Annotated in this window: 20 protein-coding genes and 1 pseudogene; 6 read left to right on the forward strand and 15 right to left on the reverse strand. The window is 61.2% G+C overall.

Translation table 11 applies throughout. The annotated features are described in order from the left end of the window. The 3 genes from D3870_RS19305 (at position 1) to D3870_RS19315 (ending at position 4,283) form a co-directional block, all read left to right on the forward strand. Positions 1-1,455, forward strand: coding sequence for an NAD-dependent succinate-semialdehyde dehydrogenase (locus D3870_RS19305; protein ID WP_119742614.1), 1,455 nt, complete (start codon positions 1-3; stop codon positions 1,453-1,455). A gap of 96 nt (positions 1,456-1,551) precedes the next feature. Next, the gene (locus tag D3870_RS23100; RefSeq protein WP_158590520.1) at positions 1,552-3,042 is read left to right on the forward strand and encodes a methyl-accepting chemotaxis protein; all 1,491 of its coding nucleotides are present in this window, start codon (positions 1,552-1,554) and stop codon (positions 3,040-3,042) included. Between the two features lie 110 nt (positions 3,043-3,152). Continuing rightward, entirely contained in the window at positions 3,153-4,283 is a 1,131-nt protein-coding gene (locus tag D3870_RS19315; protein ID WP_158590521.1) for an ABC transporter substrate-binding protein, read from the forward strand. Between the two features lie 217 nt (positions 4,284-4,500). On the opposite strand, the gene D3870_RS22420 is transcribed toward D3870_RS19315, so the two are convergent. The 4 genes and pseudogenes from D3870_RS22420 to D3870_RS23110 form a co-directional block, all read right to left on the reverse strand. After that, positions 4,501-4,677, reverse strand: a complete 177-nt coding sequence (locus tag D3870_RS22420) for a hypothetical protein (protein WP_158590522.1) — start codon at positions 4,675-4,677, stop codon at positions 4,501-4,503. Then, entirely contained in the window at positions 4,674-4,796 is a 123-nt protein-coding gene (locus D3870_RS23105) for a helix-turn-helix domain-containing protein (RefSeq protein ID WP_277986377.1), read from the reverse strand. Before D3870_RS23105 ends, D3870_RS22420 begins: the two co-directional genes overlap by 4 nt. Before the next feature lie 9 nt (positions 4,797-4,805). Further along, complete coding sequence (locus D3870_RS19325; protein WP_242490145.1) at positions 4,806-5,027, reverse strand: type II toxin-antitoxin system RelE/ParE family toxin; 222 nt, start codon at positions 5,025-5,027, stop codon at positions 4,806-4,808. Next, positions 5,028-5,825: pseudogene (locus tag D3870_RS23110) on the reverse strand (IS5 family transposase). It lies immediately after the preceding gene. Between the two features lie 237 nt (positions 5,826-6,062). Between D3870_RS23110 and fnr the strand changes: the two are divergent. Continuing rightward, a complete protein-coding gene (fnr, locus tag D3870_RS19335; RefSeq protein ID WP_119742620.1) occupies positions 6,063-6,839 on the forward strand; it encodes a fumarate/nitrate reduction transcriptional regulator Fnr in 777 nt (258 codons plus the stop codon). 7 nt (positions 6,840-6,846) lie between these two features. Here fnr and D3870_RS19340 read toward each other — a convergent pair whose 3' ends face one another. From D3870_RS19340 to D3870_RS19395, 11 genes are all read right to left on the reverse strand, one after another. Then, positions 6,847-7,086 carry a hypothetical protein gene (locus D3870_RS19340; RefSeq protein ID WP_119742622.1) on the reverse strand — a complete coding sequence of 80 codons (240 nt, stop codon included), beginning with the start codon at positions 7,084-7,086 and terminating at the stop codon, positions 6,847-6,849. A gap of 94 nt (positions 7,087-7,180) precedes the next feature. Further along, complete coding sequence (locus D3870_RS19345) at positions 7,181-7,720, reverse strand: FixH family protein (RefSeq protein ID WP_119742624.1); 540 nt, start codon at positions 7,718-7,720, stop codon at positions 7,181-7,183. Between the two features lie 219 nt (positions 7,721-7,939). After that, entirely contained in the window at positions 7,940-9,346 is a 1,407-nt protein-coding gene (gene ccoG, locus D3870_RS19350; protein WP_119742626.1) for a cytochrome c oxidase accessory protein CcoG, read from the reverse strand. A 105-nt stretch (positions 9,347-9,451) separates the two neighbouring features. Next, positions 9,452-10,384 carry a cytochrome-c oxidase, cbb3-type subunit III gene (gene ccoP / locus D3870_RS19355; RefSeq protein ID WP_119742628.1) on the reverse strand — a complete coding sequence of 311 codons (933 nt, stop codon included), beginning with the start codon at positions 10,382-10,384 and terminating at the stop codon, positions 9,452-9,454. Then, positions 10,377-10,565, reverse strand: coding sequence for a cbb3-type cytochrome oxidase subunit 3 (locus tag D3870_RS19360; protein WP_340638456.1), 189 nt, complete (start codon positions 10,563-10,565; stop codon positions 10,377-10,379). The genes ccoP and D3870_RS19360 overlap by 8 nt, the downstream gene beginning before the upstream one ends. Further along, positions 10,565-11,179: a cytochrome-c oxidase, cbb3-type subunit II gene (ccoO, locus tag D3870_RS19365; protein WP_119742630.1), complete on the reverse strand. Its 615-nt coding sequence runs from the start codon at positions 11,177-11,179 to the stop codon at positions 10,565-10,567. The genes D3870_RS19360 and ccoO overlap by 1 nt, the downstream gene beginning before the upstream one ends. A gap of 14 nt (positions 11,180-11,193) precedes the next feature. Beyond that, complete coding sequence (gene ccoN / locus D3870_RS19370) at positions 11,194-12,621, reverse strand: cytochrome-c oxidase, cbb3-type subunit I (protein WP_119743145.1); 1,428 nt, start codon at positions 12,619-12,621, stop codon at positions 11,194-11,196. Positions 12,622-12,950: 329 nt separating this feature from the next. Then, a complete protein-coding gene (ccoS, locus tag D3870_RS19375) occupies positions 12,951-15,692 on the reverse strand; it encodes a cbb3-type cytochrome oxidase assembly protein CcoS (protein WP_119742632.1) in 2,742 nt (913 codons plus the stop codon). Next, positions 15,689-16,477 carry a sulfite exporter TauE/SafE family protein gene (locus D3870_RS19380; protein ID WP_422879672.1) on the reverse strand — a complete coding sequence of 263 codons (789 nt, stop codon included), beginning with the start codon at positions 16,475-16,477 and terminating at the stop codon, positions 15,689-15,691. The genes ccoS and D3870_RS19380 overlap by 4 nt, the downstream gene beginning before the upstream one ends. A 19-nt stretch (positions 16,478-16,496) precedes the next feature. Next, positions 16,497-17,924: an oxygen-independent coproporphyrinogen III oxidase gene (hemN, locus tag D3870_RS19385; protein WP_119742635.1), complete on the reverse strand. Its 1,428-nt coding sequence runs from the start codon at positions 17,922-17,924 to the stop codon at positions 16,497-16,499. 318 nt (positions 17,925-18,242) lie between these two features. Next, on the reverse strand, positions 18,243-19,415 hold the full coding sequence (locus tag D3870_RS19395; protein WP_119743146.1) for an NAD(P)H-dependent flavin oxidoreductase: 1,173 nt from the start codon (positions 19,413-19,415) through the stop codon (positions 18,243-18,245). Positions 19,416-19,683: 268 nt separating this feature from the next. On the opposite strand from D3870_RS19395, the gene D3870_RS19400 reads away from it, so the two are divergent. Both D3870_RS19400 and D3870_RS19405 read left to right on the forward strand, forming a co-directional pair. Next, on the forward strand, positions 19,684-20,160 hold the full coding sequence (locus tag D3870_RS19400; RefSeq protein WP_199710824.1) for a chemotaxis protein CheW: 477 nt from the start codon (positions 19,684-19,686) through the stop codon (positions 20,158-20,160). A 56-nt stretch (positions 20,161-20,216) separates the two neighbouring features. Continuing rightward, positions 20,217-21,953, forward strand: a complete 1,737-nt coding sequence (locus D3870_RS19405) for a methyl-accepting chemotaxis protein (protein WP_119742641.1) — start codon at positions 20,217-20,219, stop codon at positions 21,951-21,953. Positions 21,954-22,033 lie beyond the last annotated feature (80 nt).

The raw sequence follows: 22,033 nt of genomic DNA on the forward strand, positions 1-22,033 counted from the left end.
ATGTTGCAATTGAAAGATGCATCCCTGCTGCGTCAGCACTGCTATATCGGCGGTAACTGGAGTGCTGCGGACTGCGGCGAAACACTGGATGTGACCGATCCGGCTACCGGCGAGACGATCGCTTCAGTGCCGTACTGCGGTGAGTCGGAGACGCAGCGCGCGATCGCGGCGGCGCAGGCGGCATTCCCGGCATGGGCGGCGCGTCCGGCGGTCGAGCGCAGTCGCATCCTGCGCCGCTGGTTCGAGCTGCTGATGGAAAACCAGGATGACCTGGCGCGGCTGATGACGGCTGAGCAGGGCAAGCCGCTGGCGGAGGCGAAGGGCGAGATCGCCTACGCGGCTTCCTATCTGGAATGGTTCGCCGAGGAAGGCAAGCGCGCCTACGGCGACGTGATCCCTTCGCCTTTCCCCGACAGCAGCATCGTCGTCACCAAGGAGCCGGTCGGCGTTTGCGCGGCAATCACGCCGTGGAATTTTCCGATGGCGATGCTCACCCGCAAGGCAGGGCCCGCACTCGCAGCCGGCTGCACGATGGTGGCCAAGCCGGCCGAGCAGACGCCATTGTCCGCGCTCGCATTGGCCGAACTCGGCGTGCGCGCCGGCATTCCGCCGGGCGTGTTCAACGTGGTTACCGGCGATGCACGTGCCATCGGCGGCGCCCTCACATCCAGTCCGCTGGTGCGCAAGCTCAGCTTCACCGGCTCGACCGCGACCGGACGGCTGCTGATGCGGCAATGCGCGGAAACGGTAAAGAAGGTATCGCTGGAACTGGGCGGCAACGCGCCGTTCATCGTTTTTGACGATGCCGATCTGGATGCGGCGGTGGCCGGAGCGCTTGCCTCCAAATTCCGCAACGCGGGCCAGACCTGCGTATGCAGCAATCGCTTCCTGGTGCAGGACGGTGTGTTCGAGGCGTTCGCCAACCGACTCGCCGAGGCAGTACGGGCGCTGAAGGTCGGCAAGGGTATCGACGATGGCGTGGTACAGGGACCTCTGATCGACGAGCGTGCACTCGCCAAGGTGGAGGCGCTGGTTGACGACGCAATCGGAAAGGGCGCACGGCCACTGGCAGGCGGCCGCCGGCATGCGCTGGGCCGCACCTGGTACGAGCCGACGGTGCTGGCTGACGCGACACCGGATATGCACCTGGCGCGGGAAGAGATCTTCGGGCCGGTCGCCCCATTGTTCCGCTTCAAGACCGAACAGGAAGCGATCGCGATGGCCAACGACAGCGAATACGGCCTCGCCGCCTACTTCTACAGCCGGGATCACGGGCGCGCCTGGCGCGTATCGCGCAAGCTGGAATACGGAATGGTGGGCGTCAACACCGGCATGATTTCCACCGAGGTAGCCCCGTTCGGCGGCATCAAGAATTCCGGTCTGGGCAGGGAGGGCTCGAAGTACGGTCTGGAGGATTATCTTCAGATCAAATACGTCGCGATGGCCGGCCAGTAGAGACGACGATACAGATCAGGCGGCCTGGGCAGGGCGATGTTGCCCCATGTCGTGGCCGGAGTTCGATCCACATAAAAAGAAAACGAGGGAGACGTCATGCGACTCAAGCACATGAAATTGAGCGTTCGTCTGGGCCTGGCGTTCGGCTCGATGCTGCTGGCCCTGGCTGGCATGACCGCTGTTGCTCTGAGCGTTGCACCCGATGCAGCGCGTGCTGCGGTGGCGTGCGCCGGCCTGGCTTGCCTCGTGGTGAGTCTTGTTTCGGCCCTGCTGGGCGTGCGCAGCGTCCTGCACCCTTTGCGGCAACTAAGAACCGATGCTGCCCGGCTGGCGGCCGGCGATCTGACGGCCGAACTCGGCTCCAGGCGTGTTGACGAGATCGGCGATGTGCAGAACGCATTGGTAGAGATCGGCAAACGGATGTTCAAGGTCATCGCCGGAGTCCGTTCCGGCACCGTGGCAGTGGCGACCACCTCGGGCCAGATCAATGCCGACAGCGCCGCCCTCGCCTCTCACGCCGAGACGCAGGCCAGCTCGCTGGAAGAAACCGCCTCGTCGATGGAAGAGCTCACCGCCACCGTCCGCCGGAATGCAGACCACGCAGAAACCGCTCGGCACATGGTCGATTCGGCCGCAGCCCATGCGCATCGCGGCGGCGAGGCTGTTGACCGGGTGATCGCCACGATCACTTCAATCAAGGATAGCTCGAAGAAAATCGCCGACATCATTGGCGTGATCGATGGCATCGCCTTCCAGACCAACATCCTTGCCTTGAATGCGGCGGTGGAAGCGGCACGGGCCGGCGAGCAGGGCCGCGGCTTCGCGGTGGTGGCAGCCGAAGTGCGCAGCCTGGCGCAGCGCTCCGCGCAGGCCGCCAGGGAAATCAAGGACTTGATCAAGGATTCCGTCGAGAAGGTCGATACCGGCGTCCGGCTGGTCGATGATGCCGGCAGCGCGATGGGCGACATCGCCACGTCCGTGCGGCATGTCGCCGCCATCGTGAAGGAAATCGCGGATGCGAGCCGGGAGCAGAGCAGCGGTATCGAGGAGGTCAACCACGCCGTCATCCAACTCGACGGCATGACGCAGAAGAACGCAGCCTTGGGCGAAGATGCGTCGAGGGCCGCGGCCAGCTTGCATGAGCAGGCCATAGCATTGACGCAGGCGGTGGCATCGTTCGACCTCGGCGCACGCGAATTCGGCAATGCCGATGATGCGGTCGCAATGATCAAGGAAGCAGCCGCCTTTGTACGGCAGCACGGCGCACAGGCACTGATCGATGAAGTCAATCGCTTCTCCAAGGGGCGGTTCATCGATCGCGATCTCTACTTGGTCGTCAACGATCTCAATGGCAACCGGCTTGCCCACGGCGCCAACGCGCGCCAGTACGGCGCCAGCAACATGGAACAGAAAGATGCCGGCGGCAAGTTCTTCGTCAAGGAGATGAATGCAGTCGGGCGAGGACCGGGCAGCGGTTGGGTCGAGTACAAATTCCCGCATCCGGTCACGAAGGAAATCATGCAAAAGGCCGCCTACGTGGAACGCGTCAATGACATTCTGCTCATTTGCGGCTGTTACAAGCGATAAGGCTACGCTGAACAAGTCCCACGATGGCGCGCGCCTGGGTTCGGGATGGGCTGCAAGGCGCAAGCCGCATATCGTTCCCGCTTCATTCAATTCGTTCAAAGGAGAGGAAGATGCGCAATGGAATCCTGATCAAGCTCCTGCTGCCGGTGGCGGCGCTTCTGTGCGGTGTGCAGCCAGGCTGGGCAGAAGACATTCTGATAGGCCATGTGTCCGGGTACACCGGCCCGGTTTCCAAGGACGCGAACGACCTTCATCTCGGCGCGAAGATATTCTTTGACAATGTGAACGAAAAAGGAGGCTACGAAGGCCGGAAATTCAGAATCGTGACAGCAGACGACAAATACAACCCTGCCGAGACCTTGCGACTGGTCGGTGCGATGATCGGCAAGGCTTCCGCGCTGTTGCCGACCACCGGTTCCGCAGGACTGCTCTCGGTCATCAAGAGCGGAATACTGGACAGGGCCTCTCTGCCTATCGTTGGCGCGGTGCCGAGCCCGATTTCGTCCCGCGTGCTGCAGAGGAATATCTTTCACTTCCGTGCCGGCGACCGGGATCAGATCACGGCGCTGACGAGGCAATTGGTGACCGTAGGTTACCGCGACATCTGCATCGTCATGTCCGAAAATCCGTTCGGGCTGCAGGCGGGCGATCTGGCGGAAAAGGCCCTTGCCGGACATGGGGCCAAGGCGGACTGCAAGCCGATCTTCAAAATCGCGCCCTCGACCGATTTCAGCGGGGTGATTGCGGCATTGAAGTCGCATCCCCAGCAGGCAATCATCGTCTTTGCCCCGCCGAAGGCAGTAGTGGAAACGGTGGTCGCCATCCGGCAGGCCGGAGTTCGCTCGCCCGTGTATACCTTGTCATATACCGATCATCAGATGCTGATCGATGCATTGGGTCAGAGGAATGCTGCCGGCATTGGCATCGTGCAGGTGATGCCAAATCTGAACAAAACTATCCTGCCGCTGATTCGCTCCTTCCAAGACGACTACGAGAAATTCGGCGGCACAACGCAGCCCCCCACCTACTTCAATCTCGAAGGCTATGTGAGCGCCAGGCTGATCTACGAAGCAATCAGGAAGTCGAAAGACGCTTCGGCAGAAGGTGTGCGCAGAGGGCTGGAGCAAATGCAGAACATCGACTTGGGAGGCTTTTTGCTGAGTTTCTCGCCTGACAACCATACCGGCTCGCGCTTCGTCGATTTGTCGGTCATTACGTCCAGTGGAAGGCTTATTTACTGAAAAGGGTCTGCTGGCCTGTTCGTGCCGATTGAATTTTGACCCAGGGCCGATTGAAATTTGACCCAGGGCCGGTTGCGGCACTTTGACTATGCCGCTGTGGATAAGTGTACCAAACGGAAGAATACCGCCGGTCTTTTTCAGGATAGTCGCGAACCTTGCGCCATGCCCGGCGCGCCGCTTTATTGATCCGGCATAGGTTTGTTCAACTCGCTATAAGTCAAGCGGCGTACTTCACTGGCGCATGTTGAAAGTACTTTTTCACGCGATTCGGTGAATTGCTAATTCTGCGCAGATGCCGGATGACGACTTTTTTCAAATCTCCCTTGTGGCGCACAGGCGCCTTCTTGGTGACGGCTTCTTTCAAATTGGCATTCAACAGTTCGTCCGGGTTCAATTCCAGGCTGTAGGACGGCAGATATCCGACGCCAACCGTGCATTGGTTATTTCCATCGGCTTGACGAATTCTTCCACCAGAATCTCGCCGGGGTGAATTTCATCCAGTTTCTTTGCCATCATTTACTCCTAGTGGTAATCCACGACTTCTACGTCATATACGCCATCGTCGGCCCATCGAAAGCAAACGCGCCACTGGTCGTTGATTCGGATGCTGTACAGTCCTTTGCGATCACCGTACAGTGGCTCCAATCGGAGCCCCGGAGGGACTTTCAGCGTATCCAGCATGGTCGCTGCATGAATCATCAGCAGCTTCCGACGCGCAACGCGCTCGATGTTCTTAGAAAGTATTTACGATCTTCTGAGCAGAATCGCCAAGAAGGCCAGGTGGATGAACTGCAAGCTGGTATTGAGCCAACGTTCGCAGTTTTTCCACAAGCGGCGGTTTTTCTCCAGCCAGGCAAAGCTGCGTTCGACCACCCACCGTTTGGGGATCACTGCGAACTTGTGCAACTCACTGCGCTTGGCGATTTGCACCGTGACCGCCTCTCCCAAGGTGTCCCGCACCCCTTGGGCAAAGGGTTCGTCCACATAGCCGCTGTCGGCCAGCACGCTTGCACCTTGTCCAGACGGTCCTTGCCACGCTGCATCGCCTGCAGCGCGCCCTTGCGGTCGGTCACGTCGGCCGTCGTCACGGCAATGGCGTGAGGCAGTCCCTGCGTGTCCACGCCGATATGGCGCTTGATGCCCGAAACCTTCTTGCCTGCGTCATAGCCTTTGTTACCGGCCGTGTCCGAGTTCTTCACGCTCTGCGCGTCCACGATCAACAGCGTCGGCTTGGCGTTGCGCCCCAGTCTCTCGCGGGCCGCGCCAACCTGATTTTTTTAATGCCCGCTCCAGCACGCTCACGCCGTGCTGGTCGGGCTGGCTCCACTTGGAGAAGTAGGCATAGACTATTTGCCACTTCGGAAATTCACTCGGCAGAAACCTCCACTGGCACCCCGTACGTAGCAGATACAGCACCGCGCAGAACACTTCATACAGATCCACCGTCGTTGGCTTCGTGCGCCGCCGCACGCTACGCAGCAGCGGCTCAATTTCTTCAAACTTCTCTCGGCTGATATCGCTCGCGTATCGTTTTCTCTTCATCCTCACATTATCGTGATTGAAGGGATCGTAAACAAGTTCTTAGAACTCTTTGCTCGGTTGCAGCGCATTGCATTGCCGATGCCGTTTTCGCCTGCGGTTGCCAATTGATCTATCGCTTCCCTCCTGCCTGCCAGACGGACAAGCGTGCGCTTTTACGTTAAAGTAGCTGCAGGCAGCATCCTGTATACAAGACTCTTAAGACATCGCGCCCGCCGCGCAATGTCCCATTTTCCAGCCATGTCAAATTCCATCCCCATCGTCAGTCCCGATCCCTCCTCCGCCTATGCCTCATTGAGCGTCGAGGAATTGCGCAACCGCTGCTCGGCATGCAGCATGCACGAACTGTGTCTGCCGATGGGACTGGACGAAGCGGACATGAACCGGCTGGATCAGATCATCGGCCGCCGCCGCAAGGTAGTACGCGACAGCACCCTGTACCGGGTCGGCGATCCGTTCACCAACCTGTACGCGATCCGCCTCGGCCACTTCAAGACGTATCAGATCAATCCCGACGGCGACCAGCAGATCACCGGTTTTCAGATGGCCGGCGAATTGCTCGGCATGGATGCGATCAGCACCGATCGCCATCATTGCAATGCGGTCGCGCTGGAAGACAGCGAGGTATGCGAGATTCCATTTGCGCGGCTGGAGAATCTGTTCAGCGACATGCCGACGCTGCTGCGCCACTTCCATCGCATGATGAGCCAGGAAATCACGCGCGAGCAGAGCGTCATGCTGTTGCTGGGCAATATGCGGGCGGAGCAGCGCTTTGCCGCGTTTCTCGTGAACCTCTCGTCGCGCTATGCGGCGCGCGGCTACTCGTCCACCAGTTTTCAGTTGCGCATGAGCCGCGAGGAAATCGGCAACTATCTCGGCCTGACGATCGAAAGCATCAGCCGCCTGCTGTCGAAGTTCAAGAAACGCGGTCTGCTGAAGGTCAGCAACCGCGAGCTCGAGATCGTCGATCTTCCGATCGTGAAGGCACTGGCGGCCGGCACCGAAACCTGCAGTTAAACACCTGTCAAAGCCGGCTGCGCTGGTTGTCCGGCACACTCATCAAATAGCAGGTCAGCATGCTCGCCAGCGCGCAGAACAGCCAGAAGCAGAAGAATCCGACGGTATAGACGGCAGCGAGCGGCGCCTCGACATGGTTGCCCGCCACCGACAGGTCGCGCGGATCGAACAGCGAGAAAAAGAAGCCTTCCGCGACGATCGCCACGAGAAAAGACGGCCACAAAACGACCATCACGAGTCGCACCATATATCTCCTCCTTTTTTTCTGCTTGTAATCCGCCGTGCCATCCGGCTGCGACGGATAGGTTCCGGTCTTCGCCGGGATGAAAATTCCGTGACGTCTACCCTGCCAGCGCCGTGTCCGTCCTGATATCCATTTCCTTCTGCTGCGGCCATGGCCATACCCCGTGCAGACGCCAGTCGCGGCGCTCGCCTTCGACCACCACTTGCCAGCGCGCGATGTCGAGCATCGGCAATGCCACGGAAAAACCGCCCTGTGCATCCGGCGTCGCGTGCAGCGCGATGTCCTTGTCGGGCTGCGTCGAATGAACCAGCTTGATCAGGATGTTCCCCTGCTGCGGCACGCGGCTTGAAACCTTGCCCTGCAGTCGACCGGCCTCGGCGTCGTAGCGCAGCTGTATCGCCATGCCAAGACCTTGCGCCAGGCGATCGCGCCGCAAGTCCTGATTGATCGCCTTGCCCTGCTTGTAATAGTCATCCACCACCAGTGCGTCCGGCTGCGAGAACGCCAGCCATGTCGTGTGAATGCCTGCGAGGATGACCAGCACGGGGCCGAGCATCAACAGCCACGGCCAGCGATGGGCGTACCAGGGTTTTTCAGTGCCGGCAGTGACACACGGCATGGAGTTTGTGGTTTGCATTGCGATCCCTTCGTGCGTCTAACAAAATGATTCTGAGGGTGTTGCGCCGCCTTGCCGTACAGTCGTACTGTCTGCGGCGGCACCCTTGCAGGGCGCGCACAGGCTTGCATGCCTGTGCCGTTACGCAGGCGGGCAGCAGGCTGCCCGAATTCCCTGCTCAACCCTACTCAGAACCGCTTCGCTTCATTTTGTTAGACGCCCTTATTCTGAAAAAAGCTCTCAGCGCGGCACGAAAAACACCGCATTTTCCTTCACTTGCAGCGCCGCATCATCCAGCGCCTCGAGCTTGAACATGATCCTGTTCGAACCCTTTTCACCCATGCCGTGTGCCACGCGCACCCGCACCGGCACGGCGCGCGCCTCGGTTCCCTTCAGTTCCACGATATCCGGCGTCGCCAGCGTGATCGAATCGATCCCGGATACCGAGATCCGGTATCGATGCACGCGCTCATCGGTGTTCATGATCTGCAGGCGATAGACGTTCTCGATGATGCCGTCCTCGACTTCGCGCCCCATCGAGCCGCGGTCGCGGATGACGTCGAGCTTGAGCGGCGTGCGGGTCACCAGCGAGCCGAGGAAGGCCGTCACGATCAATAGCAGGATGCCGGTGTACACCAGCACTCGCGGCCGCAGCGCGCGCTGCCAGATCTGCCTTGGCGACAGATGGTTCTTGATGGCGTTGTCCGTCGCGTAGCGAATCAGGCCGCGCGGCGTGCCGACCTTGTCCATCACCGAATCGCAGGCATCGATGCAGGCCGCGCAACCGATGCAGTCGTACTGCAGGCCGTTGCGGATATCGATTCCGGTCGGACAGACCTGCACGCACATCGTGCAATCGATGCAGTCGCCCTGTACTGTCTTCTGCGCCGGCTTGCTCCCCGACTTTTTCCATGCTCCGCGCGGTTCGCCGCGTTCCTGGTCGTAGGTGATGATCAGCGTGTCCTGGTCGAACATCGAACTCTGGAAGCGCGCATACGGACACATGTACTTGCACACCTGCTCGCGCATCCAGCCGGCATTGCCGTAGGTCGCGAAGGCGTAGAACAGCACCCAGAACCATTCCCACGGCCCCAGTGTCAATGTCCCTGCTGCACCCCACAGAATATGAATCGGCGTGAAGTAGCCGACGAAGGTGAAACCGGTCCACAGCGCGACCGCGCCCCATGCGGCGTGCTTGGCGGATTTGCGGGCGAGCTTTTCAAGCGACCATGGCTGCCTGTCCAGGCGCATGCGCGCGCTGCGGTTGCCCTCGATCTTGCGCTCCATCCACATGAAGATTTCGGTATAGACCGTTTGCGGACATGCGTAGCCGCACCACAGGCGCCCGCCCACCGCCGTGAACAGGAACAGCGCGTACGCGCAGATGATCAGGAGCGCGGCGAGATAGATGAAATCCTGCGGCCACAGCACCACGCCGAAGATGTAGAACTTGCGTGCGCCGAGGTCGAACAGGATCGCCTGCCGCCCGTTCCACGACAGCCACGGCAAGCCGTAGAACACCAGTTGCGTCAGCCAGACGCAGACCCAGCGCCAGTTCGCATACCAGCCCTTGATCTCGCGCGGATAGATTTCCTCGCGCGCGGCGTACATCTTGATGACGGAAAATTCCGGAGCAGCTTCGCTCATTGCAATCTCGTTACGTCTATTGATGATTTGAAAAACGGGTAAAGGTGCCGCAAAGCGGTCGTCATCCCGGCCTTCGCCGGAATGACGAGACAGCTATCCACCTGACTACTTCCGCGCCAGACTGGTCGTGTCATTGGACAGACTCCAGACATAGGCAGACAGCACATGCACCTTCGCTTCACCAAGGAAATTCTTGAATGGCGGCATGGTGTTGTCGCGGCCCTTGCGGATGGTTTCCATCACCGATTCGGAACTGCCGCCATACAGCCAGACCTTGTCTGCAAGGTTCGGCGCGCCGAGCGCCTGGTTGCCCGTGCCGTCCGCACCATGACAGGCGGCGCACGCGCCATACTTGCCCTTGCCGAACGCGGCCTTGATCGGATCGGACATCGCCGAGCCGGAGAAACTCAATATGTAATGCGCGACGTTCTCCACATCCTTGTCCGAGCCGAGCGCCGCCGCCATCGACGGCATCTGTCCGTGCCGCCCTTCCATGATCGTGGTCTTGATCACGCCCGGCTCGCCGCCGTACAGCCAGTCGCGGTCGGTCAAGTTCGGAAAGCCCTTGCTGCCGCGTGCATCCGAGCCGTGGCACTGGGCGCAATAGGTCAGGAACAATCGCTCGCCGATGGCGCGCGCCTGCGGATCGGCAGCGACGGTCTTGATGTCCTGCTGCTGATATTTGGCGAACAATGGACCGTAGTCGGCATCGGCCTTCTTCAGTTCCGCCTGATATTGGCCAGTTGACTCCCAGCCAAGCTTGCCGGCAAACGCACCAAGCCCCGGATACAGCACCAGATAAACGACGCTGAACACGATGCTGATGTAGAACATCCACATCCACCAGCGCGGCATCGGGTTGTTCAGCTCTTCCAGCCCTTCGTCCCAGTTGTGACCGGTAGTCTGCTGTTTGCCGTCCTTCGAGACCGGTATTTTCACCTTGGATTGCGCCCACAACAGGATGCCGCAGCCGGCAAGACCGAGCAGCGTCAGCAAGGCGATGTAGGCACTCCAGAAATCGTTTGTGAAATCAGCCATGACCCTGCTCCGTGTTCCGTGCATCCATGTCGTCGTCGGCGAACGGCAGGTTGGCCGCTTCCGCGAAGTCTGCCTTGCGCCGGCCGCTGTAGGCCCACCAGACGATGCCGAGGAAGGAGAGGAAGCTCGCCACCGTCACAAAGCTGCGCGCATCAAAAATCAGATTGTCGAAATTCATCATTACCTCTTTGCCTTGATCTGTGTGCCCATGCCCTGGAGATATGCGATCAAGGCATCTTGTTCGGTCTTGTCGGCCAGCGTCTGCGCCGCCTGCCCGATCTCTTCTTCCGTGTACGGATGCCCCAGCTTCTTCAGCGCCCGCATCTTCGACGCGCCCTCCAGCGGATTGAGCTTGGCCGTCGCCAGCCACGGATAGCCGGGCATGTTCGATTCCGGCACCACATCGCGCGGGTTGTTCAGATGCACCCGATGCCATTCGTCGCTGTAGCGACCGCCGACGCGCGCCAGATCCGGGCCGGTACGCTTGGAGCCCCACTGGAACGGACGGTCATAGACGAATTCGCCGGCGACGGAATAGTGACCGTAACGCTCGGTCTCGGCGCGGAACGGCCGGATCATCTGCGAATGGCAGTTGTAGCAACCCTCGCGCACATAGACGTCGCGGCCAGCCAGTTGCAGGGCCGAGTACGGCTTCAGACCGGCCACCGGTTCGGTCGTCGATTTCTGAAAGAACAGCGGCACGATCTCGACCAGTCCGCCGACACTGACCACCAGCACCACCATCACCAGCAGCAGCCAGGGATTCTTTTCAATCCATTCATGTGAAAACTTCATCGATTACTCCAGATTCAGGCATTCGCCGGGACGAGTTGCGGAATGCGCGCGGTCACGCTCTTGCCGTCGCGCATCGTCATGGTCATGTTGTACGCCATCAGCACCATGCCGACGAGGTACAGCAGGCCGCCGCTAAAGCGGATGACGTAGTAGGGATACGTTGCCTTGACCGATTCGACGAAGGTGTAGGTCAGGGTGCCGTCGGCATTGACCGCGCGCCACATCAGGCCCTGCATCACGCCGGCAATCCACATCGAGGCGATGTACAGCACGATGCCGATGGTCGCCACCCAGAAGTGCAGATCGATCAGACGCGTGCTCCACATCTCGCTCTTGCCGACGAGGCGCGGGATCAGGTAGTAGATCGAACCCATCGTGATGAAGCCGACCCAACCCAGCGCACCGGCATGCACGTGACCGACAGTCCAGTCGGTGTAGTGCGACAGCGCGTTCACCGTCTTGATCGACATCATCGAACCCTCGAAGGTCGCCATGCCGTAGAACGACAGCGAGACGACGAGAAACTTCAGGATCGGATCGGTGCGCAGCTTGTGCCATGCGCCGGACAGGGTCATCATGCCGTTGATCATGCCGCCCCACGACGGTGCCAGCAGCACCAGCGAGAACACCATGCCGATCGATTGTGTCCAGTCAGGCAGCGCGGTGTAGTGCAGATGGTGCGGGCCAGCCCACATGTAGGTGAAGATCAACGCCCAGAAGTGGACGATCGACAGACGGTAGGAGTACACCGGGCGCTCGGCCTGCTTGGAGATGAAGTAATACATCATGCCGAGGAAGCCGGCGGTCAGGAAGAAGCCCACGGCGTTGTGGCCGTACCACCACTGGATCATCGCGTCCTGCACGCCGGAATAGGCGGAGTACGACTTGCCTGCGGAGACCGGCAACGCGGCGCTGTTGATGATGTGCAGCAGGGCCACGGCGAGAATGAAGCCGCCGTAGAACCAGTTGGCGACGTAGATGTGAGACACCTTGCGCTTGATGAGCGTGCCGAAGAAGACGAAGGCATATGCCACCCACACCAGCGCGATCAGAATATCGATCGGCCATTCGAGTTCGGCGTATTCCTTGCCCTGCGTGTAACCCAGCGGCAGCGTGATCGCGGCAGCGACGATCACCAGTTGCCAACCCCAGAACGTGAAGGCTGCCAGCGCGTCGGAGAACAGCCGCACCTGGCAGGTACGCTGCACCACGTAATACGAAGTCGCGAACAATGCGCAACCGCCGAATGCGAAGATGACCGCATTGGTGTGCAGCGGACGCAGGCGTCCATAGCTCAACCATGCGATATCGAAATTGAGCGCCGGCCACGCCAGTTGCGCGGCGATGAATACGCCGACCAGCATGCCGACCACGCCCCACACTACGGTCGCGATCGTGAACTGCTTCACGACCTTGTAGTTGTAGTCCAGTGACTTGTTCACAAACGATCTCCAGGTGTCCATCAATGATGGAAGCGAGGTTACGAGTTCGGATGTGAAAAAACTTTGACCTGAGTCAAAAATGCCGGACTTGACGATGCGTCGCAGCGGATATCATCGAGCGCGCTTTTGCGAGTCGTATCGCGAAATGAAAAGACGAGATCCACCCTTGCGCGATGAGCGCACGAAAGAGTCGATGAGGGTATTGGTGCGGCGCGCTTGCATCAGGAACAGGCAACGCGCCACGCTGTCATTCCGAACGAACGTGAGGAATCTCCAACACCCGCATGGTCGCCGCGCCGAAGATGCCTCGGTTGCAAATCACGTCAATGCTAGCCCTCGGGCCGATCGTCATCCTGCAGAATACGCAAGGCCGGTCCCGTCATGTCATCGAACTGCCCGCTGTCCGACATGCGGAAAAACACCCAGATCGCGACGAACACGATCAGCACGCTTAAGGGCACCAGTATGTAGAGCGATTCCATGTGTCTGATCCTTTCACGTGTTCGCACGCGATGCGTCGATGGATGGCCTCGGGGGCGACGTTTCTCCTGCAGCGTGCGTGCGCGGCGCAGACGCAAGGCATTCACGACGACGATGGCAGAACTGAGCGACATGCCGATGCCGGACAGCCATGGATTGAGCAGGCCGATTGCCGCAGCGGGAATCGCGACGGCGTTGTAGAGCATCGCCCACGCCAGATTCTGCCGGATCACGGACATCGTCCGCGATGCGATATCCGCCGCCTCCCACACCGACACCAGCCGCCCCGACAGCAAGACCGCGTCCGCGTGGGTCTGCGCCAGCGCCGCGCCGCTGCCCATGGCAAACGACACATCGGCGGCGCGCATGACGGCGGCATCGTTGATGCCGTCGCCCGTCATGGCAACCACCGCGCCGCCGGCCTGCAGGCGCTGCACGTATTCGACTTTCTGCTGCGGCAGACACTCGCCGTGTGCAATGCCGATGCCAAGCTCGCGCGCGATGTGCTGCGTGATGTCGTCCTGATCGCCGCTCAACAGAACCACGGTCTTGCCGATGGATTGAAACTGCTGGACCACGCTTCTTGCATCGCTGCGCACCGCATCCACCAGGTCGAACCGCGCGAGCCATCCATCGGCGCAGCCCAGATACACCTGGGTCGTGCCGGCGACGGAACGCCCTCTCGCCGGCGAGCCCGCGAGCTCCCCGACAAAGCCGGCATTGCCGAGCCGATAGCGAATACCATCGACGATGCCTTCCAGCCCTTTCCCCGCCACGTAGCGCACTTCGCTTGCGTTCCGTCTTGCGGCCGGAGCTCCCTGTACCGCATTGATGATCGCCGCGGCGAATGGATGGTCGCTGTTCGTCTCCAGTGCCGCCGCAATCGACAGGTAATCGGCGGATTGCATGGTGCCGAAGCGTTCGATGCTGCGCAGGACCGGTTTGCCGGCAGTCAGCGTGCCTGTCTTGTCGAACACGACATGCGTGGCGCGATGCAGGGTTTCCAGGACGTGCGGCTGCACCACCAGCACGCCCTGCCCCGTCAGCCTGCCGGTTGCCGCCGCCAGTGCGGTCGGCGTCGCCAGCGACAACGCGCATGGACATGACACCACGAGCACGGCAATCGCGATCGGCCAGGCGCGCGCAGGATCGTGCCACTGCCACAGCACGAACACGCACGCGGCAAACAGCAGCAGTCCTGCGATGAACCATGCCGCGACCTTGTCCGCCCACAGCGACAAGCGGGGTTTCGCATGCCCTGCCTTGTCGATCAGTTTCAGCAGCATCGACAAGGTGCTTTCCCTCATCGGCTTGACGACGCGGGCGGCCACCGGCTGCGTCATGTTGACCGCCCCGCCCGGCAGAATCTCGCCCGACAGCTTGTGCACCGGCTGGCTTTCGCCGGTCAGCAGCGACACATCGATTGCCGTGCTCGGGTCGAGCAGCATGCAATCGGCGGCGATCGCCTCGCCCGGCTTGATCAGGATGACATCGCGCTCGCACAACTGTGCCGCCGGCACGCATTCGACCGCGCGGCTGGCCGGATAATCCGGCATGCGCGACGCCGATGCGGGCAGAGCATGTTGCAATTTTTCCAGCGCGGAAGCGGCCTTGCGCCGCGCGATGGATTCCAGATAGCGGCTGCACAGCAGCAGGAAGATGAACATCGTCACCGTATCGAAATACACCTCGCCTTCCCCGCGCCATGTCGCCACTGTGCTGGCCGCGAACGCGGCGGCGATACCAAGCGCGACCGGCACATCCATCCCCAGTGCGTGGTTCTTCATGTCGGCCCATGCGCCGCGGAAGAACGGCAGCGCCGAGTAGAACACCGCCGGCACCGTCAGCAGCAGGCTGGCCCAGCGCATCAACCCCGCCATGTCGGCGTCCAGCGTGCCGTCGTCGGCGATGTAGGCCGGCACCGCATACATCATCACCTGCATCATCGACAGCGCGGCGACAAACATCTGCCTGAACAGCGTTCTGCTTTCGCGGCGCAACTGCTCTTCGTGCCGTACCGCGTCGAACGGATAGACGGTGTAGCCGATCTCCCGCGCCGCCTTCAGGATGTCGCTCGGCTTGCACAGGTCGTTTCGCCAGCGCACATGGAGCCGCTCGGTCGCCACGTTCAGATTGGCGCTCTGCAGACCGGCGACGCGCTTCAAGCGCCTTTCGATCAGCCATACGCATGCGGCGCAGCGGATGCCTTCGACGGAAAAGGTGGCTTCGCGCATCTCGTCCTGCTCGCCGGATCGCTCCGCGAACTGTCCGATCACTTCCGGCTGGTCATAGTGCGCCAGCTCCGGCGGCACCAGCGCCTCCTTGTCGGCAGACGCGGAGAATCCGCTGCGGGTCCGGTAGTAGTCGCCCAGGCCGCTGTCGACAATCGTGCGCGCCACCGCTTCGCAGCCGGGGCAGCACATGCGGCGCTCCGTGTCGCCGATGCTGACTGACCATGTTGCGCCGGCCGGCACCGGCAGGCCGCAATGAAAGCATGTCGTGTCCTGTGTCGTGTCCTGTGTCGTGTCCTGTGTCGTGTCCTGTGTCGTGTCCTGTGTCGTGTCCTGTATCGTGTCCTGTATCGCGTTCATTGTTCTGTCCGATCCGATGCATGGGAACTCAAGGGGCTGACGCAGACCTCTTCGAGCCAGTCCGCCGTGAAGCCGCTGCCTGCCCTTGCCAACCCCGCGATGCCGAACGCCAGGATCACCAGGCCGCTCGCCACCCGCACCCGGCGTCGGCGCAGCCAGCCCTGCAGGCGCATGCCGAGCATGCCCATGCTCGCCACCATCGGCAGCGTTCCCAAACCGAACGCGGCCATCACCAACGCACCATCCAATGCCGATCCGCTCAGCATCGCCGTCAGCAGCACGCTGTACACCATGCCGCACGGCAGCCAGCCCCACAATGCGCCGAGGGCCAGCGCCTTGCGCGAATTGTCCATCGGCAGCAAACGCGCGGTGAGCGGCTGCACGCGACGCCAGACGAATCTGCCCGCGGCTTCCAGCCGCGTCAGCCCGTGCCATGCATCCATCAGATACAGGCCGAGTGCAATCAGCATCAGGTTGGCAAGCCAGTACGTGCCAAGCTGCAGCGAGGGCATCACGGACAGTCCGCGCACGCCTTGCGCAATACCGCCCGCCACTGCGCCCGCCATTGCGTAACTGCCGATCCTGCCGGCGTTGTAGGCAATGACATGCATGACATCGGCGTGCACGGCCGTCGGTGCGGCAATCCCGGACCCGCCGGCCAGCGCGACCGGAAAAACCTTGCGCGTGCCGGGCGCGATCGACAGCGCACTCACGATGCCGCCGCACATGCCGATGCAATGCACGCTGCCCAGCAGGCCGATCATGAATACGGGCACAAGGTTCACCGCGATTCCTCCAGTCGTCTCAAATCGTTTTCGAATAGCGCAGACGTTGCGGCTTCATCTCCTGCCTGCCGTTCAGATAGCGGTCGAAAACCATGCAGATATTGCGGATCAGAAGACGCCCCTTTGGCGTGATGGTCAGCCATTCATCGCCGATCTGCAGCAGACCGTCCGACTCGAACGAGCGCAACTTGTCCATTTCCTCCGCGAAGTACGCCGTGAACGCAATCGGATAAGCCAGCTCCAGAGACGCGATCGACAACTCGAAGTTGCACATCAATGTCTGGATGACAATGCGACGCAGCAGGTCATCCATGTCCAGCCGGATGCCGCGCGTGATCGGCAGCCGGCCCTGCTCGATGCACTCGTAATAGGCATCCAGCGTTTTTTCGTTCTGGCTGTAAGTGCCGCCGACCGAGCTGATGGCGGACACGCCGCAGGACACCATCTCGGCTTCGGCGTGGGTCGAGTACCCCTGGAAGTTGCGATGCAATCGTCCCTGCCTTTGCGCAATCGCCAGATCGTCGCCCGGTCTGGCGAAATGATCCATGCCGATATACGCATAACCGGCCCCGGTCAGCCGTTCGATGCAAAGCGACAGCATGTCGATTCTGGTTTCGGCACTCGGCAGTTCCGCCTCGTCGATGCGGCGCTGCGGCTTGAACAGATGCGGCAGATGCGCATAGTTGTAGATCGAGATGCGATCCGGGTCGGCGGCGATGACCTTCGCCAGGGTCTGTTCCATCGTGACGACGGACTGCTTCGGCAGGCCGTAGATCAGGTCGATGCTGACGGATCGGAAACCGGCATCGCGCGCGGCGCGAATCGCTTCGAGCGTCTTTTCTTCCGGCTGAATGCGGTTGACCGCCTTCTGCACATCCGCATCGAAATCCTGCACGCCGAGGCTGATGCGGTTGAATCCCTGCGCGCGCAGCGAATGAATGCGCGCCGCCGTGACGGTGCGCGGATCGATCTCGATCGAATACTCGCCATCCCCGTCCGCCGCAAAACTGAACCAGCGGCGCAGATGCGCCAGCAGGTCGCCCAGCTGCGCGTCGCTCAGGTAGGTCGGCGTGCCGCCGCCGAAATGCATCTGCTCCACCCGGTTCATGCCGGCGAACAGCCGCCCCTGCATGTCGATCTCGCGCTTGAGATAGGCGAGATAGGTGTCGGCCTTGCCGCGGTTCTTCGTGACGATCTTGTTGCAGGCGCAGTAATAGCAGACGGTATCGCAGAACGGGATGTGCACATACAGCGACAAGGGATTGCGTGCGCCCATTGCGCGCACGCCGGACACCGCCTGCAGATAATCGCCGGAACGGAAATCCTCGGTGAAACGATCCGCCGTCGGGTACGAGGTATAGCGCGGCCCCTGCTGCGAGAGCTTGTGGATCAGCGGCGCATCGAACTGGATGGGCGCAATCGCGGACTGTGCTGCGTGGAATGTCATGTTGCCAACTCCTGCCGTGTCCCCGGGGTGGGGAATGGTTCAACCGGGAGGCAGTGTACGTTTGCGATACGCGGCGCTACCTTGATCCATGTCAAAAATGGCCGGGTTGATCCTCGCGAACGGATGGGCGTGCACCGCGCCATCGTCTGGAAAACCGGCAGGCGGCATGTGTCGAATCGCGCTCTGCAGAATGCGAAATCGGCGGCATGGGTTTTGCGGCACACGCTTGTTCACTGCGACTTGCTGCCGCCGTTTCACGTCGCGCGGGCCGCGCATAGCATCATGTCAACAATGCACGCGACAAGCGCGATGCCGCGCCTACGCCGCAGACGGCTCCGGCAACGGCGGACGCACGCCCGAAAGCAGATACCGGATCAGCTCGACCACAGACCTGATCTCGCTGCCGAACGGCAGCGGCTCCGAGCCACGGAAGAACAGGCCGCGCTTGATATCGCCGTTCAGCGCGAAGGCAAGCTGCGTGTCAATGCAGAATTGCCCCGCCTTGCCGATGCCGTCGCGCAGGCCGCACTGCTGCAGGCAGTCGAAGCCGACGGTGCATGGCTTCTGCCCTGCCTTCTTCTGCAGCTTCGCCTCCTTGTCCAGATAGTTCGCCAGCCACGGCGTGCGCACCGCACGCGCCGGCAATCCGGCAACGCTCATGAAGGTCACGATGTCTTCCGGCTTCGCCTGCGCCAGCACCTTCTTGAAAGCGGGCTGCGCGTCTCCTTCCGCCGTCACCGCGAATGCCGTGCCGAGCTGGATGGCAGCCGCGCCCATCGCAAACAATTCACGCACGGTGTCGTGGCTGTTCACGCCGCCCGCCGCGATCAGCGGAATGCGCTCGCGCTCGATACCCAGTTGCCGGAACAATTCCAGCGTACCCTCGATCACCACGGAAAATGCAAAGTGCGGATCGTTCACGTCCTCCAGCCGCGATGCGCCGAGATGTCCGGCCGCGTGGCGCGGATTCTCGATCACGATGGCATCCGGCAGGCGATTCTTGCGCATCCACTTCTTCAGCACGAGGGAGATGCCGCGCACGTCGGACAGGATCGGGATCAATGCGACCTGCGGATGGTCCGCCGTCAGTTCGGGCAAGTCCAGCGGCAGGCCGGCACCGACGACCACCGCGTCCGCACCGCTCTCGCAGGACTGCCTGACATACGCGGCGTACTCCGCCACTGCGCGCATGATGTTGACCGCGATCATGCCCTTGCCTTCCGCGAGCACTCTGGCTGCCTTGATCTCGCGGTCGAGTGCTATCAGGTTGGCGCGGTCGATCAATTCCTTGTCGCGCGACTTTCCGGTTTGCGCCATCAGGTCGGCATGATGCCGCCGCAGATCGACGCTGGAGATGGTGCCGAGCGCGTCCTGCCTTGCCACGCTGCCGGCCAGCCGGTGCGCCGAAATGCCCACGCCCATGCCGCCTTGCACGATGGGCAGCAAGGCTTTGCCCCTGATGTTCAGTGACCGGCATTCGGTTTGCAGCATCTCGATTCCTCCCGTTTCATTGTCGGCAGCGAATGTAGCAAAGCGCAACTTCAATTTGTTTGATCTTGATCAAGCATTGCCGTCTTGAGGAGAACAGCCGTGCGCATTGTCGAAATGTCCAGCCGATGCCGCATGGCGTCAGCGAATGAACAGTTTCATCTATCAAGTCACATGGCGTGCCGTCGTTACAGGGAGAACCGGCGACAGCGTCAGGACGACAAGATTGCGCCGGCATGTTGGTGACACAGGCAAACACTGGATGCAAACAATGGAAAACGTTCAAGACAATCAAGGCCAGATCGAAGCACTGGCATTCAAGCTCGGCAGCGAGGAATACGGCATCAACATCCTGAAGGTGCAGGAAATCCGCGGCTACGACGCGGTGACGAAGATCGCCAACGCGCCGGAGTTCATCAAGGGCGTGGTCAATCTGCGCGGCGTGATCGTGCCGATCGTCGACATGCGCATCAAGTTCAATCTCGGCACGCCCACCTACGACCAGTTCACGGTCGTCATCATCCTCAACATCGGCGAGCGCGTGGTCGGCATGGTGGTCGACAGCGTGTCGGACGTGATCACGCTACCCGCCGAGCAGATCAAGCCGGCGCCGGAGATGGGCACCGCGCTCAACACCGACTACCTGATCGGTCTGGGCACCATCGACCAGCGCATGGTGATCCTGGTCGACATCGACCGCCTCATGTCGAGTACGGAAATGGGATTGATTGAACAGCTTGCCGCGTAAGCGTCCAACGGACACATAGCCTCCCCTTTTACAGTTTCCAACATCGAGAAGACATCATGAAATGGTTTTATGACCTGAAAATCGCGACCAAGCTGCTTGTGTCGTTCATTGTCGTGCTGTTGCTGACGGCATGCCTCGGCATCTTTTCCATCATCCAGCTGCAGCGGGTGAACCAGACCGCCACCGATCTGGCGGACAACTGGATGCCATCCATCAAGGCTGCAGGCGATATCAAATACGGCCTCTCGCGGCTGCGTTCGGCAACCCTGCAACACATCATGTCGGACGACATGGCCTCCAAGGACAGATACGAGAAGACGATAGGAGAAATGCTGGACAAGCTGCAGCAGGACCTGCAGAAGTATGAATCGCTCATGTCCGAACCGGAGGAGAAGAAGATCTACGGTGAGTTCATCAAGCTGCGGGAAGCGTACACGGTGCAGCGAAAGACCGCGATCGACCTGTCTCGTGCGATGAATACGGCGGAAGCCGCGGCACTGATGCGGGGCGATGGATTGAAGCTGTACAGCGAAATGGAAGCCAAGATACAACAGATCGTCCAATTCAACGAGGACAGCGGTGTCAAGGCCAGCGACCTCGGCGACGAACTCTATGCGACCTCGCGCATCTGGATCATCTCCCTGCTGGTGGGCTCGATCGCGCTCGGCTTCGTGCTGGCGCTGTGGCTGTCGCGCATGATCGCCAACTCGCTGCAGGAAGCCGTGACCGTGGCGCAGGCCGTGGCTGCCGGCGACCTCACCAGCCGCATCGAGGTCAAATCGAAGGACGAGACCGGCCAGCTGCTGGTGGCACTGAAGAACATGAACGAGAGCCTGGTGACCATCGTCAGCGAGGTGCGCAGCGGCACCGACACCATCGCCACCGCCTCCAACCAGATTGCCAGCGGCAACCTCGACCTGTCCTCGCGTACCGAGGAGCAGGCCAGTTCGCTGGAGGAAACCGCCTCCTCGATGGAGGAACTGACCAGTACCGTCAAGCAGAACGCCGACAATGCGCGCCAGGCCAACGGCCTCGCGCTGTCGGCCTCGGAAGTGGCGAGCAAGGGCGGCGCGGTGGTCGGCCAGGTGGTGGACACGATGGCCTCGATCAATGCGTCGTCGAAGAAGATCGTGGACATCATCGGCGTAATCGATGGCATCGCCTTCCAGACCAACATCCTCGCACTGAACGCGGCGGTCGAGGCGGCCCGCGCCGGCGAGCAGGGCCGCGGCTTCGCGGTGGTGGCATCGGAGGTGCGCAGTCTCGCGCAGCGCTCGGCTTCGGCGGCAAAGGAGATCAAGTCCCTGATCGACGACTCGGTCAACAAGGTCGACACCGGCGCGAAGCTGGTCGACGAGGCCGGCGCGACGATGCAGGAGATCGTCGACAGCGTCAAGCGCGTGACCGACATCATGGGTGAGATCAGTGCCGCCAGCCAGGAGCAGACCGCCGGCATCGAACAGATCAACCAGGCGATCAGCCAGATGGACGAGGTGACGCAGCAGAACGCTTCGCTGGTGGAGGAAGCCGCCGCCGCCTCCGAGGCCTTGCAGGAACAGGCCGGCAAGCTGGCGCAAACGGTCAGCGTGTTCAAGGTGGATGGACACCAGGCGCGGCTGTCTGCCAATGCCGGGCGAACGGTCGACCTTGCGAAAGTGAAAGCCAATGTCAATCGCTTGACTCCCAAGGTCACGGCAAAACGGAGCATCGGCGGCGTTGGCATCAACGCGCCCAAACCAGCGCGTATCGCCAATGCGCAAGCAGTCAGCGGCGATGAATGGGAACAGTTCTGAACCGTTGAAAAACAGGAACGGGCGGGAGCTTCGTCTCCCGCCCTTGTTTCATCTCCGTCCCTTGATCGCCGTTATTTCAC

The organism is Noviherbaspirillum cavernae, from assembly GCF_003590875.1.
In the GTDB taxonomy this organism is placed as follows: Bacteria; Pseudomonadota; Gammaproteobacteria; order Burkholderiales; family Burkholderiaceae_D; genus Noviherbaspirillum; species Noviherbaspirillum cavernae.